We start from the raw sequence: 14,836 nt of genomic DNA, 5'->3' as shown, positions 1-14,836 counted from the left end.
GGCCGCATGAATCAGCCAACTGAGCGCCGTGCCGGCAAAATCATGGACCATCCAAGTTGCTGATTATGCAAAACAAGTTGGCGGAGTAAAAACGCACTAATTGCAATGCGATCGTTGTGATTTAATTACAATTTTGACGCTCGTATGCTTTGTTCGAACGGGGATGCATGCCCCGACTCATGGGGTCTGCCTTGACAGCTGAAACCGGATTGATTGGTCGTTTTCGAACTCTGCTAGGCGATGACGCGGTCATTGTCACCGCTGCGGAGATGGAAGGCTTCGTCGAAGATTTTCGCGGTCGTTATCGCGGCGCGGCGCTGTGTGTCGTGCATCCGTCGTCGACGGAACAGGTGGCGGCGGTGGTGCGCGCGTGTGCCGCCCAGGGCGTGCCGATGCTCGCGCAAGGCGGCAACACCAGCCTGTGCGGCGGCGCGGTTCCCGCTGCCGATGGGACGCCGCCGGTCATCATCAGTCTTGCGCGCATGCGCCGCATCCGCCGCATCGATGCGGCCAATGGGTCGATGGAGGTGGAAGCGGGCTGTGTGCTGGAAACCGTGCAAAACGCGGCGGCGGAAGTGGGGCGGCTCTATCCCGTCAGCCTGGGCGCCGAAGGGTCGTGTCAGATCGGCGGCACGCTCTCGACGAATGCGGGAGGCACTAGCGTGCTGCGCTACGGCAACACACGTGAGAACGTGCTGGGCCTCGAAGTGGTAATGGCCGACGGCACCATCTGGAACGGCCTGCGTGCGCTGCGCAAGGACAACACCGGCATCGATCTCAAGCAACTGTTCATTGGCGCGGAAGGCACGCTCGGCATTGTCACTGCTGCAACGCTCAAGCTGCATCCGTTACCGACTCATCACGCGCTGGCCTGGTTTGCGCCGACCGATCCACAAGCCGCGCGGCAAGTTCTCGGGCTGTTTCAGGCGAATTGCGGCGCTCGCCTGACGGCATTCGAATTGATGAACGCGCGGCAATTGCAACTGGTGGTCGAACATGTGACCGATCGCCGTCAGCCGCTCGAAGGCGCGCACGACTGGCACGTCCTTGTGGAACTCGCGGACACGCAAGGCGCGGCCGACATGGAAGCGGCCCTGCAGACCACCCTGGAACAGGCGGTGGAAGCCGGGCTCGTGGAGGACGCGATCGTCGCGAGCAGCGACCGGCAGCGCGCCGCGTTGTGGGACATCCGTCACAGCGTGACCGAAGCCAACAAGAAGGCGGGCGTCGGCCTGACGACGGATTGCGCAGTGCCGGTGTCCGCAGTGCCCGCGTTCATCGAACAGGCCACGCAGGCAGTGCGCGCGCTCGACCCGCAAATCGACGTCGTCATCGTCGGCCATATGGGTGACGGCAATATTCATTTCATCCCGATGTACCCGTTCGATGTCTGGCGCGCGCTTGCGGATGCAACTGCGACGGGCGCCGCGATGCGCCGCGGCGTGAACGATGCCGCGCATGCGCTCGGCGGCACGTTCAGCGCGGAGCACGGCATCGGCCAGACCGGCTTGCCGGAGATGGCTCACTACAAGTCCGGCGCCGAACTGTCGATCATGCGCGCCGTGAAAGCGGCGCTCGATCCGCGCAACCTCATGAACCCGGGGCGTCTCATCCCCGATCCGCTCCATTGAGCCGCTTCGCCAGCCTACCGCGGCTATTCGCTTAACGCAGGAGATGACCATGAAGCCAAAGTACAAGAACGACAGCGAGAAGACGATCCTCAACCCCGCTCGCCGATCCGCGATCAAAGCCGTCGGCGCGGGCGTCGCGGCGACGGCCTTTCCGTTCATCTGGACGCCTTCGCGCGCGGCCAGCAAGCGCATCGTCGTGCGTGATGACGGCGGCATCTACACGAAGGCCTATGGCGCCGTGTACTACAAGCCGTTCTTCGAGCAGACCGGCATCGAAGTGGTGGGCGTGCAGGCCAACGCCGAGCCGACCGCGCAGATCAAGAGCATGGTTGAGTCGGGGACCTATTCGTGGGACATGGCGAAGATCAGCCAGCCCGCCATCCTGCTGCTCACCGCGGGCGGCAAGGAGTATCTGGAAAAGCATAATCTCGAATCCGATCCGACCATCGCAAGGATTCCGAAGCAGTACATGTCGCCGTACGGAGTAGGCACCAACGTCTATTCGACGGTGCTCGCCTATCGCACCGATGCCTTCAAGGGCCGTAAAGCGCCCAGCTCGTGGGCAGACCTATGGAACGTGAAGGACTTCCCCGGCCGCCGGGCGTTGCGCAAATATCCGTTCGATACGCTCGAAGAATCGATGATGGCCGACGGCGCCACGACCGCTCAGGTGTACCCGATCAACTTCGACCGCGCGTTCGCGAGCCTCGACAAGATCTCGAAGCAGGTGGACGTATGGTGGAACACCGGCGCGCAGGTCGAGCAGATGCTGAACTCGGGCGAAGTCGCGATGGTCGCGACCTGGGCCTCGCGCGCGCAGTCGGCGATGGCATCGGGCGCGCCGGTGGGCATCGTCTGGAATCAGAACATCTGGGGTTGCGACAACTGGTCGATTCTCAAGGGCACGCCGAACGCCGCCGCCTGCCGCGAGTTCATCAAGTTCGCCAGCGACCCCAAGCGTCAGGCCGCGCTGGTCGAATATTTCCCGGCCGGCCTCACGCAGCCGGAAGCCTTCAACTACGTGAAGCCTGAACAGGCCAGAAACTGCCCGACGTTCCCCGATAACATGAAGACCGGCGTGCAGATCAACGCGAAGTACTGGCAGGAGAATCAAAGCACGGCGCTCGAGCGTTTCAACCGCTGGATTCTCACCTAACGGTCGGCATCGTTCATCAAGGAAGTGATCCGTATGGCTAGCATCAATCTCCAGATCTCCGGCCTCGGCAAGCGCTATGGCGATTTCGTCGCACTGGCTCCGACCGACCTCGACGTCAAGCAAGGCGAGTTCCTCACGCTGCTCGGGCCGAGCGGCTCGGGCAAGACTACGCTGCTCAGTCTGATCGCAGGGCTGGCGCAGGCCGACAGCGGTTCGATCCGCATCAATGGGGTCGACGTCACCGACGGCGCGCCGTATGACCGCGACATCGGCATGGTGTTCCAGAACTACGCGCTGTTTCCGCACATGACGGTGGCCGACAATATCGCGTTCCCGCTGCAGATGCGCAAGGTCGATGCGGCGAGCGTGAAGAAACGCGTGGCCGAAGCATTGGAGATGGTGCACCTGCCGCATGTGGCGAGCCGCTATGCGCGCGAGCTCTCGGGTGGGCAGCAGCAGCGCATCGCGCTCGCGCGCTGCATGGTCTATCGGCCGTCGATCATTCTGATGGACGAACCGCTGGGCGCGCTCGACAAGAAGCTGCGCGACCACATGCAGCTGGAGATCAAGCGCATTCACCGCGAGCTGGGCACGACGATCATCTACGTGACGCACGATCAGGAAGAGGCGATGACCATGTCGGATCGTATCTGCCTGATGAACGCGGGTTCGATTGCACAGCTCGGCACGCCAGCGGAGCTGTATTTCCGGCCGAAAAGCGTATTCGTCGCGGACTTCCTCGGCGAATCGAATCTGCTCGATGCGCGCGTCACGCAGCGCCAGGGCGACCAGGTGCGCGTCGCGATGCAAGGCATGGACAAGGGCGCGGCAATGGTCTACGACCCACAGGTGCAGTCGGGCAAGGACATCAAACTCATGCTGCGCCCGCAGAATCTGCGCGTGAATGCCCATGACGGTTCGGGCGCGGGGGTCGAATCGATGTCGGCGGAGCTGACCGACATCATGGTTACCGGCGGCATGACCCGGCTCTACATGCAGCGTCGGCAGCATGATGCGGATGCGTCGGCGCTGATCGCCTCGTTCCCGACCCAGCGCCTCGGCGCGCAGTACGAGATCGGTCAGACGCTCACGCTGTCGTGGTCGCCCGCCGACGCCGTTGCGATTGCGGGGTGAGCACATGAACCATTCCGCCCTTGCCGCGCAGACCGAGGCCAGGCCGGCACGACCCGCGCGCAGCCGGCGCTCGCGCGAGAGGCTGCGCGTCGCCGCGATGGCCGCGCCGGTCGTCGTGCTGCTCGCGGTGTTCCTGATCTATCCGGTTGGGCAACTGCTCCTGCTGAGCATTCACAATCAGAGCGGCTTCACGCTCGCCGAATACAAGCGACTGTTCGCTTCGTCGGTCTATCTGGATGTGTTGTGGGTGACGCTCAAGGTGTCGCTGCTCACGACATTCTTCTCCGTGCTGATCGGCTATCCGGTTGCGTACCTGATTTCCACGCTCACACGCGAGCGCAAGAACCGGCTGCTGTATTGGGTATTGCTGTCGTTCTGGACCAGCTTTCTGGTGCGCACCTTCGCCTGGGTCGTGCTGCTCGGCCGCAACGGCGTGATCAATTGGGCGCTCAGCCATCTGGGCCTCGCCGACTCGCCGCTCGGGCTGCTCTACAACCTGCCGGCGGTGATCGTAGGCATGACGCACGCGCTCATGCCGATCGCGATCATGACGATGCTCTCGGTGATGGAGAACATCGATCGCCGCCTGCCGAGCGCCGCGTCGACACTCGGCGCGCGACCGGGCACCGCATTCTGGAAGGTGTATTTCCCGCTCTCGCTGCCGGGCGTATTCGCTTCGGCGCTGATGGTGTTCGTGACCGCGATCGGCTTCTTCATCACGCCGACGCTGCTCGGCGGCCGCCACGAAACGATGATCACGCAGCTCATCATCGATCAGGTGCTGCAGGCGCTGAACTGGGGTTTTGCGGGCGCGATCTCGGTGCTGCTGCTGGCGGTGGTGCTGGTGGTCTTCGTCGTGTACGACCGCATGGTCGGCCTCTCGACGATGACGGGCGGCAGCAGCGCGGGGCGCGCTCCGAAACGCGGCGGCGGGCTGAGCCGCAAGCTCGGCGACGCGCTGCTCACGGTGCTCGGCAACGCCAGCGATGCGCTCATCGGCCTGCTGCCGAAACGCCGCAAGCGTGCGGGCGACGGCGCGAGCCGCACCTTGCGCACCGTCGTGCTGCTGATCATCGTGTTCCTGAGTGCGCCGGCGTTCCTGATGATTCCGCTGTCGTTCGATTCCGCTTCGGGCCTCGCATGGCCGCCGCATGGTGTATCGCTGCAGTGGTATCAGCAGGTGATCGACTCGCCGCTGTGGATGCAGGCCGCGACGCGCTCGCTCGTCGTTGCCGTCGGCACGGGCGTGCTGTCGATGGCTGTCGGCACGCCGGTCGCGTTTCTTCTGGTGCGCGGCGGATTGCGCTGGAACGCGACGATGCTCGCGTTCGTGCTCGCGCCGATCGTGGTCCCGCGCATGATTCTCGCGGTGGGCGTCTTCTACTTCTTCGCGAAGATCGGACTGGTGGGCTCGTCGCTCGGGCTGGTGCTGGCGCATACCGTGGTGGCCGTGCCGTATGTGGTGATCACCATGATGGCGGTGCTGCGCAATTACGACACGCGTCTGGATCTGGCCGCGCAAAGCATGGGCGCCGGGCCGTTCACGACCCTGCGGCGCGTCACGTTCCCGATTCTCAGCGCTGGGATGCTGTCTTCGTTCCTGTTCGCGTTCGCGACTTCGTTCGATGAACTGACGATTGCACTGTTCTCGTCGGGCGGTCTCAGCACCACGCTGCCCAAGCAGTTCTGGGACGAAACCACGATGCAGATTTCGCCGGTTATCGCGGCGGTATCCACCTGCCTGTTCGTCTTCATTTCGATCCTGATCTCGGTCGCCGATCGCCTGCGGCGCCGGGGAACGGCCTCCTGAGCCTTTCAAACAAAGAGAAATCCGTATGTCGTTGACGTCTCAATCCTTGCACGGCATCTTGCCGGCTATTCCCACCCCGGTGCACCCGGACGACACGATCAACGTCGAAGCCACCCGCGCGCTGCTGGGCTATCTGCTCGCGCAGGGCACCGACGGAGTTCTGCCGCTTGGCGGCACGGGCGAGTATGGCGCGCTCTCACGCGAGCAGCGCGTGCGCATGGTCGAAGTCACGGCGCGCGAAGCGGCAGGCCGCGTGCCCGTCATCGCAGGCGTGCTCGACCCGGGGTATCACGATGCGATCAAGGCGGCGAAAGACTTCGCCGCGGCCGGCGCCGATGGCTTGCTGGTCCTGACGCCCTACTACACCAACCCGACGCAGGCCGGCATCCGCGACTACTTCATGCGCTATGCCGATGAATCGCCGGTGCCGATCCTGCTGTACGAGATTCCGTACCGGACGCGCATTGCGATCACGCCGGAAGTGATTCATGAACTCTCGCAGCATGAACGTATCATCGGCATGAAGGCGTGCAACACCGACATGTGGCATTTCCTGCGCGTAGTGGCGGGTGTCGATGAGAGTTTCGCGGTCCTGAGCGGCGAGGACACCTTGTTCCCGCTGCATATCGCGGCAGGCGCGCGTGGCGGTATCGTCGTGACTGCTTCTCTATTGCCGAGTGCGTGGCGCCGTATCTACGAACTCGCCAGCGCGGGAAAGACCCAGGAAGCGCTTGCTTTGCATCGCACGCTGATTCCGCTGATGAACCTGGCCTTCGCCGAAACGAACCCCGGTCCGATGAAGTCGGTGATGGATCTCATCGGCGTGCATGCCCCCGACGTGCTTGCCCCGCTCGTGCGTGCCGACGCGACGCTGGCGAATAACCTGCGCGCCGAGCTCAAGAAGCAGCTTGCTGTTTTCGAGGGACGCGAGTGACGCGCTGAGGTTTGCCCTAACGCGTCGCGCGTTAGCGATGGGAGGCGGGCAGGCGCGACTTCGAGATCGAGGTCGCGGCCACCTGAACATGTTTGGCCAATTCCGCCTCGACGCGCTCCACTGTCCAGCGAGTCGTGGGCACGGAGATGTTGATCGCCGCAACCGCGGCGCCGCCGTGATCCGTGATGGGTGCGGCAACGGAGATATCTCCCAACACCGTTTCGTTCTCGATGATGGCATAGCCCCGGCGCGATGCCTGCCGTATCCGTTCGAGCAGTTTCTTCGGATCGATCTCCGTATACGGCGTCATCCGCTCGAGCCGTGTTTGCGCGATGATGGCCTTCAGTTGCTTCTCGGGCAGGCGCGAAAGAATGGCGGTGCCGGACGCGGTGAAGAGAGCCGGCAGCCTCGCCCCTAATGCAATGTCGACGTTGAAGAGATGGCGCCCAGGAAAGCGCGCGACGAACACGATTTCGTTCCCGTCGATTTCCTGCAGATTCGTCGTCTCGCCTAGATGGCGGCTAATGTCCAGCAGATAGGGCGATGCCTTGTCGACCAGTTCATTGGCGCGGATGTAGTTGTAAGAGAACTGAAGCACCTTGGTGGTGAGCCGGTAATTGCGCGTCTCCGGCACACGCAACAGGTAACCGAGCGCTTCCAGCGTATAGACGATGCGCTGCGTGGCGCTTCGGTCGAGCGCCGATGCTTTGGCAATGTCGGCAAGCGTCATGTGGCGACTCGCACCATCGAACGCGTGGAGCACCCGGAATGTCTTTTCGGTAGACCCGATGAACAGGGAAGAGCGTTCGGAAGACGCGTCACGCGACGCTGGCGCCGCTGCGGAAGAGGCCTTGGGCATTGATTCAAACGATCGTATTGCGATACGTTTGATTGTAGTCCAATTGCAGTGCTAAAAATATTCGCGGGAATTTATTCCTTGGTGAGGAATGAAGGTGTCTTCGTTACCCAATACGACTCTTGCGTTCGACCATGCGAGGAGACGGTGGCGCGGATGATTTCGCGCATCAGGCCGGCGCAAAGAGTTCGATCACGTCGCGAATTTGAACCGATAGTCCGGTGCGACAGCGTCTAACCATTCAGTCGAATTCTTCGTGCTGTGGCAGTTGATCGGTGATGGCATGCCACGCTGCCTTTGAACCCACAAAAATGTGAGCAGTGGGGCGAATGGTGGGGGTGTCGGTGAGCGTTCCCAAAGTGACGTGTACGAACTCTCCGTGACGAACCACTGAGAACATCAGGCTGCCGCATGTCTTGCAGTGCACATCGTGCGACGCTCGTTCGTCACCGAAAATCAACAGGTTGTCTTTGCCCTGGGTGATACACAACTTGTCGCGCTCGATCCCCGCGAATGGTTTGAACGCTGAACCGGTCGCACGCCGACAGTTTGAACAGTGGCAGTTCAACGCGTAGATGAACTCGTCTTTTACCGAGTAATGGACAGCACCGCAAAGGCATCCGCCGGCAAGCAATGGTTTCATGGCTGTTTTTCAGGCCGTACGCACGTCGCAAATGGATTGGGAAATAGCACGTCCATGATTATTGATGGGTCCAAGGTCGATGTCCAATAGCCGAATTTTGAATTAGCTCACAATATAGGACATTTAATTCTTTCCGAGAAAACTGGCTGAATATTGCGCGTGAAATTGGTGCGAGCCTGATAAATCGTTTCGAGGGTGAAATTCGTGAACCGGCCCTTCTCTGCTTCATGCAAGGCAACGAAGCGGCCGTGCGGGAATGTTACGCGCGCTCCGACAGCAAAACCGCGAGCAGTCGTCGCAACTCAGCACTTTCCAGCGGAGAAAGCGCGGCGGTGAGGATACGATCGACATTGTCGACGCGAGGGCGCAACATGGCGAGCTGCTTTTTCCCTGCTGAAGTCAGGAACAGGATATAGCTGCGCTTGTCGGCGGGGTCGTCCTGCCGCTCGATCAGGCCGTTTCGCACCATGCGTGCAACCAGATCGGCAATCGTGGAACGGTCCACGTCCAACTCGTCGCCGAGTTGTCGCTGGTTGACGCCCGGCGTCTCGTGAAGGACGACGAGCGCCGCGTATTGCACGCTCGTGACCTCAGCCGAAACCTCGCGAAGCCATACCGCCAGGTGTCGCTGCTGAGCGCGGCGTACCAGGCTGCCTGTGTGTCGGGCAAGCCCTTTGAGGTCATCGGGTTTTGTTGGCAATTTCGCAGTGTTCCGCGCAGGTTAATTGATTCGGAAAATGGGCTGCAGAAAGGTGCTCAGCTCCGCGTAGGCGTTCAGCGGTAGAACGTGAGCAACGTACTGGTCCGGGCGGACCACAACCACTGCGCCCCGCTCGCGGTCGATGCCGCGCTCGTCGAAGATATCAGTCACCGCGTCGCTCGTAAATGCTTTCTCGTAGTCGATAAGGCCGTAGCGTCCCTTGCATGGCAGCAGCAGACGAGGCAACTCTTCCAGACACACCTCCCGATGGTCTTGCTGAAGCACCGCACGCAGATCAAGCACGCTGTCCGGGTCGGTGTCGGTGGGCGTAATTTGCCGCAAGATGGAATCGGGCGAGTTCATGAGATGGTCGCACAACGCATCGAACGCTCTTTGACCGGCATCGGCGAAAACATACAGGCGCCAGCGGCCGTCCGCCTGCGCGGCATGTCCGAGATGGACGGGCTTGGCGTCGGCGATGCGAACCACCGGTGAAGAGTGGAACCGGGTACCGATCGTAAAGCCGCTCGCGAGCGCCTGATAAGTCGACCCTCCCGTGAGCATGCCGGGGCGGTAGCGGGTCGCGACCCCCGCGGTGTACCTGCCTGCGCGCACGAAGTACGCCTGCAATTCAGCGGGATCGACTCCGCCTGCTTCCGGCCGGGCTGGATCCTTGGGTGGCGCCGCCATCATCGCTGACCACTCCTTGTCGAACTCGATCAACTCCTTCGCGATGGGTTGGCGCTCGCCGGAATACGTGCGTAACAGAGCGGGGCTGCTGCGTCCCTGAAGAACCGCAGCGAGTTTCCAGCCGAGATTGAACCCGTCCTGCATGGAAACATTCATTCCCTGGCCCGCTTTGGCGCTATGCGTATGGCAGGCGTCCCCGGCGATGAACACGCGAGGGTCACGATCGACTCCATCTGCGCTGACGGAATCGTCGAAACGGTCGGTCAGGCGCTGTCCCACTTCGTACACCGAGAACCATGCGACCTCTTTCACGTCGAGCGTATAGGGATGCAGAATCCGTTGTGCGGTCGCGATGATGCGGTCAACCGTAATCTGTTTGATCGCGTCACGGTTTTCAGGCGTTACGTCGCCGAGGTCGACATAGAAGCGCACGAGATGGCCACCTTCGCGCGGAATGATGAGCAGATTGCCTTCGCGGGCGGACTGAATAGCCACCTTCAGCCGGATGTCGGGGAAGTTGGTGACGGCAAGCGCGTCCATCACGCCCCATGCGTGATTGGCCGCGTCACCGCGCAACGTTTGTCCGATTGCGGCGCGCACTCGACTGCGCGCGCCGTCGCAGCCCACGACATAGCGGGCGCGCACGCATATCTCCTCGCCGAGCCGCGTTGCATCAGTGCGACGCAACGTGACCCGCACCGGGTACTCGCCGACATCATCGCGTTCCACGGCCACGACTTCGAGATCGTAGTCAGGCTCCAGCCGCCGCGGGGACAGCCGCATCACATCGAGCAGATAGTCCTGGATGCGGGCCTGATTGACGATGACGTGCGGAAACTCGGAAAGGCCTGGTTCGGTATCCTGAACACGTCCGGTACGCCGGATCGCGCCTTGCGCGTCGGCGTCAGGACGCCAGAAGACAGTTTCGTTGACCCAGTATGCTTCGCGCAGCAAGCGCTCGGCGAGGCCGAACGCATTGAACATCTCGACGGTCCGGCACGCGACGCCGTCTGCCTGGCCCATCAAAAGCGGTCCTGACCGGCGTTCGACGATGCGGGTCGTGATGCCAGGGAATTTCGATAGCTGAGCGGCGAGGACGAGCCCCGCGGGTCCCGAACCGGCGATCAGAACGTCGACCTGGTCGGGCATCTCGGGGCCGTGCATATTCTCGGCGGCGGGTTCGATCCCTGGGTCGCCGACACGAAAACCGTTGAGATGAAATTGCATGATGTCTTCCTCCATGTTGGTGCTTATCGCGTTGGAAGAAATATACTCCGTATGCCAACTATTTCAATCGTTTTGTGTGTTATAGCGGTTTACCCTTAGGAAACTAAGGGTAGCCTGGCGGTATGTGTTCGCGGGATCGAATCGGTTGCGTTCACGCGGGACAGCGTCGAGGCACTACCAGCGAGGTCTGACGAGCCGGCTCTCGGCGTTCGACGCGCGCCGGCCGATGATTGCCGAGCGGGTCGCATTACTCACGCTTAACGGGCGGATGCTCAGCCAGGAAATTACGCTGACGAAGGCGCTCGGCGGCGGGTATCGGGCCGAGCGACCCGTCGAACTCAGGCCGCCGCGTTGAACGGAACGTGAGCGTGCTTTATTCCAGCTGCGCGCGAAGCGATGCGAACTCCGCGCGGCATGCGTCGCTGAAGTTATTGCGGATGTCGATCGAACCGTCTGCGAGCATCTCGCGAATCTCGATAAACGACTTGTCTGGCGCGAGGTAGGTGTCGACGATCTTGCGTCCGATAACTTCCGCCTCATCCGCGACTTCGCTCGAAGACTGGACTCGCATGCGGCTGATTTTTGGCGTAGAGGCTGCCGATCGAGTTCAGATCCGGTTCATTGTGTTGCAGCGCGTCAACATAGCACTTCGTTGCTTCCTCGATGAACTCCTTATAGAGCTCCTGACGCCGGACGCGGTCATGCGCCCGCTACTCGGCGCGAACGTGGGTGCGTTGGGTCAACCATGAAGCAAGCACCGAAGTGAGGCCGCCGATTGCTGTTCGGCCCAGATGAAAAAAACGTGCGGCTTCGACGTTGCGCGCGAAAGTCGACCCGCGAGAATGCTGTGTATCGGCTTTGCGGCACTTGGGCAGGGGTGAAGCGGCACCCGAAAACCAGGCAATTTGGAGTCTTGACACGCCCTCGGTCGATTGCTGTCCGACGCGAGAGGGCGAGTCGGCGGTACGGCGGTTCTCACGGACGACGGCATTGGCGTCCGCATAGAACGTGCGATCCGACGGATAGTCGTTAGACGTTTAGACGTTGTCCTCCACCTGTACCGCGACGGTGCCGGAGTTGATCGTCACGCGCGTGCGCTTTGCGAGCGGCGATGCCGGTGCCGTGGCGTCCGGGTTGAGGCCTTTCACCTTGTTGAAGATCGCGACAAACTGCGTCGGCGTGACCGTTGCCGATGCATAACCAATGCCGTCGTGATCCGCATAGTGCATGTCGGGGTTGTTTTGCATGATAAACGCATCGAACGCTGCCGACGAACTGATCAGCGACGCGAGCGGCATGCCTGCCGCGTAGACCCGCGCATCCGCGAAGAACGGCCGGCTGCTAATGCCGGCCGACATCAGATCGACCATCACCGGGGTGCCTGTCGCGGGATTGGGCACGTCCCGCACGACGCCTGCCTGAAAAGCGTGCAGGTCGCCCGTGACGGCGACGAGATTCGTGATGCCTTGCGTCTTCACGAACGACATCAGGTCCGCCTTGTGCGACGGATACCCGTCCCACGCATCGCAGTCGAGCACGAACACGACGTTGTCGGGCGCCGGCGCGATGGCGCTCAGATCCAGCCACATCCGGTTCATCATTACTTCGTTGCCCCACACTTTCCATGTCGAGGTAGACGCCTGCAAAGTCTCCTTCCACCATTGTGTTTGTGTGGTGCCAAGGATCGAGGGCACACGGCCGAGTTGCTGGGTATCGAGCACCTCGGATTGCGCGAGGACGGGTTGCGGCACGAAGTAGCGTGAGCCTACGAAATCATTGCCGTTCACTGGATCATGTCCGAGCAAGGACGCGATCGCCGCTTCGCTCACGACGTGATCGTCACGATAGAGCCGCTCGTCGGTCATCACGAGATGAATCAGCGAGCCGAAATGGAAGTCGCGATAGATGCGGATATTGTTGTAGGCAGGGTTGTTCAGATCGAACGACACGTCACCCCAGTCGACCGGCAGATACTCGGCCCATGCCTGATTGGCGTTGCGGCGGCGCGCGGTTTGCTGGAGGTTCGCGTTCGTGTAGGTCTGATGGTCTTGCCAGCAGTCGTCGGAGAACTCGTGATCATCCCAGATCGCGATTACCGGAAAGCGCGCATGCACCGTCTGCAACCGCTTATCGCCGCGATAGGTGCGATACAGCGTGCGGTAGTCGGCCAGCGTGTTCGCGTAGGTGCCGCCACCCGGCAGCGGCAGGCCGTCCGGTAGCGTGATCATCGGATGCGCGGGCTCAGCGGGACCTGGCTGCGCGGCCGCGCCAGTGGTCTCGTAGATGTAGTCGCCCAGGTGCACGATGAAGTCGAGATCCGTCTCTGCGGCCATCAGCGTCATTGCTTGCCAGTGATTGGCGCTCCAGTTCTGGCACACAAACCACGCGAAGCGCAGTTGCGGTAGCGCTTCAGTGGCAGCGGCTGCCGTCAGCGTAGTGCCCGTCGGGCTGACGTCGCTGCCCGCGACGAAACGATAGTAATAGGTCGTCTTGGCCTGAAGTCCAGTGACCTTGGCGCGAACCGTGTAGTCGTAGTCGGGGATTGCAGTGAGTTGTACCGTTGCGGCAAGCTGCCCAAAGTCCGGTCGTGCGGAGACCTGAAGCAGCAGAGGCACGTTAGACGGAGTCGACGCATTCGCCGTGTTGTTCGGATTCGCTATGCAACGAGTCCAGAACACGACAGACACGTCACGCGGATCACCGCTCGCCACGCCTTGCGGGAACACATACATACCCACCGGGTTTGGCGCGGGTCCATTGTTGTCGTCGTCGCCGGAATGGCAGGCGGCCAAAGAGCCAGCAGCGGCTGCGACGGTGTAGAACGCGGAAAGTGAGAGAAAGCGCCGACGGTCCATGGAAGTCCTCAGTACGCGATACATGGCGAAGTCGATGCGCGGCTTTGGTGGGCGAGCATCAGTCGCCGATGTCAGGCAATGCCCGCCTCGCGCCTGGCGATGAATTCAGTGGTGCATGCGAGCGTTCGGCCGGTTACTCTCGCGCCCGACGCTTTCATTTCTATAAACCGCTGGTAGGTCTGTCAAGCAACGTCTTTAGCGGCAACCGGGGCCATAGACGATTTACCGAAACGACCGGGCTGTTGGCCATCGCACTGGCAACTTTACACGGCGGCAACCGGGTGCTTGTCTCGCCGGCAGTGGCGGTCATGCGCGATTCCTTTTGTTCTTTTTGGCCTCTTTTTAATTCCGAGCGTGTGGCTGGCGAGTCAAGGGCAAGCGTGCGCCTGGAGAAGCGGGCCGTTGCTGCGCCGTCATACGATAGCTGACGCATGGTTGGTTGCGAATGCAGCAACCAACAATTGTAGAGAGCGAAGAGGACGAGTTAGACGTACTGTGGACCGAGGATGCGGCGGGCTCCGCACGAGACAGGGGAGTTTCGGCCGCCGCTCACTGTTATCGGGTTATCGACCGCAGCAAGGTGTTTTCGCCGACGTTGTTAGCGACGGGATCAACGCGTTGTGGAACGGGGTCGAGAGTGAAAGGGTCAAGGAGTGAATGCAGGAGCATTTCCTGAATTCGATGACGTATCGGGCAGACGCGGATGCAAAGCCACCGCTTCCGAAAGAACTCTCGGACGCTTCTCGATCCAACCCGCGATAGCGTCCAGCAGCCTCGCCTCATCCGGCTTAGGAGTCTTCTCTATCGGGTGGGGTTGGGCAGTGCTCCAGAGCATCCGCTCCAGCACCATGTCGATCAGAACGCTTGGCGACCGTGTGCAGATAAAAGGCGCAAAACGCAGAGATATGGACAAGCGTCTGCGAAGCCAGCAGCTATTCTTCAGACACGACGGTTAACGCGTTTCACGCTGGCTTTGCGGCCGTCGTCAGCCATTCCGTGTCCCGCGCGGAAAGGAGAGGGTGTGTGCCCCTCACAACTACCTCCTACGCAACGCGCGCTGCGTCGTCGGCATTCAAAGGGACGCCTGTGGTTCATCATCGGCAGTTCCCTCACCGGCCTGGCCTTGGCGCATGCAACGCTCGCTGCGGGCACACTTCCACTAGGCGGCGCCTACATGGCCGGCGCTCAGATGAGTACCCC

General features: G+C 61.6%; 11 protein-coding genes. 5 read left to right on the top strand and 6 right to left on the bottom strand.

Annotated elements, in window-relative coordinates:
- Positions 1 to 179 precede the first annotated feature (179 nt).
- From HV770_RS10695 to dapA, 5 genes are read left to right on the top strand one after another with little or no spacing between them, the layout of a single operon-like run.
- Positions 180 to 1,631, top strand: coding sequence for an FAD-binding oxidoreductase (locus tag HV770_RS10695; protein ID WP_175159596.1), 1,452 nt, complete (start codon positions 180 to 182; stop codon positions 1,629 to 1,631).
- 49 nt (positions 1,632 to 1,680) lie between these two features.
- Positions 1,681 to 2,787 carry an ABC transporter substrate-binding protein gene (locus tag HV770_RS10690; protein WP_175159352.1) on the top strand — a complete coding sequence of 369 codons (1,107 nt, stop codon included), beginning with the start codon at positions 1,681 to 1,683 and terminating at the stop codon, positions 2,785 to 2,787.
- A gap of 33 nt (positions 2,788 to 2,820) precedes the next feature.
- On the top strand, positions 2,821 to 3,921 hold the full coding sequence (locus tag HV770_RS10685) for an ABC transporter ATP-binding protein (RefSeq protein WP_175159351.1): 1,101 nt from the start codon (positions 2,821 to 2,823) through the stop codon (positions 3,919 to 3,921).
- Between the two features lie 4 nt (positions 3,922 to 3,925).
- Positions 3,926 to 5,731 (top strand): ABC transporter permease subunit, encoded by a 1,806-nt coding sequence (locus HV770_RS10680; RefSeq protein WP_425497391.1) that lies wholly within the window; start codon positions 3,926 to 3,928, stop codon positions 5,729 to 5,731.
- 25 nt (positions 5,732 to 5,756) lie between these two features.
- Positions 5,757 to 6,665 carry a 4-hydroxy-tetrahydrodipicolinate synthase gene (dapA, locus tag HV770_RS10675; RefSeq protein ID WP_175159350.1) on the top strand — a complete coding sequence of 303 codons (909 nt, stop codon included), beginning with the start codon at positions 5,757 to 5,759 and terminating at the stop codon, positions 6,663 to 6,665.
- Between the two features lie 31 nt (positions 6,666 to 6,696).
- Here the strand turns inward: dapA and HV770_RS10670 are convergent, their stop codons facing one another.
- The 6 genes from HV770_RS10670 to HV770_RS10645 form a co-directional block, all read right to left on the bottom strand.
- Positions 6,697 to 7,524, bottom strand: a complete 828-nt coding sequence (locus tag HV770_RS10670) for an IclR family transcriptional regulator (RefSeq protein ID WP_175159349.1) — start codon at positions 7,522 to 7,524, stop codon at positions 6,697 to 6,699.
- Between the two features lie 238 nt (positions 7,525 to 7,762).
- Positions 7,763 to 8,164: a GFA family protein gene (locus tag HV770_RS10665; protein ID WP_121324703.1), complete on the bottom strand. Its 402-nt coding sequence runs from the start codon at positions 8,162 to 8,164 to the stop codon at positions 7,763 to 7,765.
- 259 nt (positions 8,165 to 8,423) lie between these two features.
- Complete coding sequence (locus tag HV770_RS10660) at positions 8,424 to 8,864, bottom strand: MarR family winged helix-turn-helix transcriptional regulator (protein ID WP_175159348.1); 441 nt, start codon at positions 8,862 to 8,864, stop codon at positions 8,424 to 8,426.
- 21 nt (positions 8,865 to 8,885) lie between these two features.
- Positions 8,886 to 10,781 (bottom strand): FAD-binding monooxygenase, encoded by a 1,896-nt coding sequence (locus HV770_RS10655; RefSeq protein WP_175159347.1) that lies wholly within the window; start codon positions 10,779 to 10,781, stop codon positions 8,886 to 8,888.
- A 373-nt stretch (positions 10,782 to 11,154) separates the two neighbouring features.
- Complete coding sequence (locus tag HV770_RS38550; RefSeq protein ID WP_246290821.1) at positions 11,155 to 11,352, bottom strand: hypothetical protein; 198 nt, start codon at positions 11,350 to 11,352, stop codon at positions 11,155 to 11,157.
- Positions 11,353 to 11,818: 466 nt separating this feature from the next.
- Positions 11,819 to 13,636 (bottom strand): alkaline phosphatase D family protein, encoded by a 1,818-nt coding sequence (locus HV770_RS10645; protein WP_175159346.1) that lies wholly within the window; start codon positions 13,634 to 13,636, stop codon positions 11,819 to 11,821.
- Between the last annotated feature and the right edge of the window lie 1,200 nt (positions 13,637 to 14,836).

It is taken from the genome of Paraburkholderia fynbosensis (genome assembly GCF_902859935.1).
Classification (GTDB): Bacteria; Pseudomonadota; Gammaproteobacteria; order Burkholderiales; family Burkholderiaceae; genus Paraburkholderia; species Paraburkholderia fynbosensis.
This window is presented reverse-complemented; position numbering and strand designations above follow the sequence as displayed.

Coding starts and splice junctions, on each gene's coding strand:
- HV770_RS10670 (WP_175159349.1), bottom strand. CDS start 7,524: ATGCCCAAGGCCTCTTCCGCAGCGGCGCCAGCGTCGCGTGACGCGTCT.
- HV770_RS10685 (WP_175159351.1), top strand. CDS start 2,821: ATGGCTAGCATCAATCTCCAGATCTCCGGCCTCGGCAAGCGCTATGGC.
- dapA (WP_175159350.1), top strand. CDS start 5,757: ATGTCGTTGACGTCTCAATCCTTGCACGGCATCTTGCCGGCTATTCCC.
- HV770_RS38550 (WP_246290821.1), bottom strand. CDS start 11,352: ATGCGAGTCCAGTCTTCGAGCGAAGTCGCGGATGAGGCGGAAGTTATC.
- HV770_RS10655 (WP_175159347.1), bottom strand. CDS start 10,781: ATGCAATTTCATCTCAACGGTTTTCGTGTCGGCGACCCAGGGATCGAA.
- HV770_RS10665 (WP_121324703.1), bottom strand. CDS start 8,164: ATGAAACCATTGCTTGCCGGCGGATGCCTTTGCGGTGCTGTCCATTAC.
- HV770_RS10695 (WP_175159596.1), top strand. CDS start 180: ATGGGGTCTGCCTTGACAGCTGAAACCGGATTGATTGGTCGTTTTCGA.
- HV770_RS10690 (WP_175159352.1), top strand. CDS start 1,681: ATGAAGCCAAAGTACAAGAACGACAGCGAGAAGACGATCCTCAACCCC.
- HV770_RS10680 (WP_425497391.1), top strand. CDS start 3,926: ATGAACCATTCCGCCCTTGCCGCGCAGACCGAGGCCAGGCCGGCACGA.
- HV770_RS10645 (WP_175159346.1), bottom strand. CDS start 13,636: ATGGACCGTCGGCGCTTTCTCTCACTTTCCGCGTTCTACACCGTCGCA.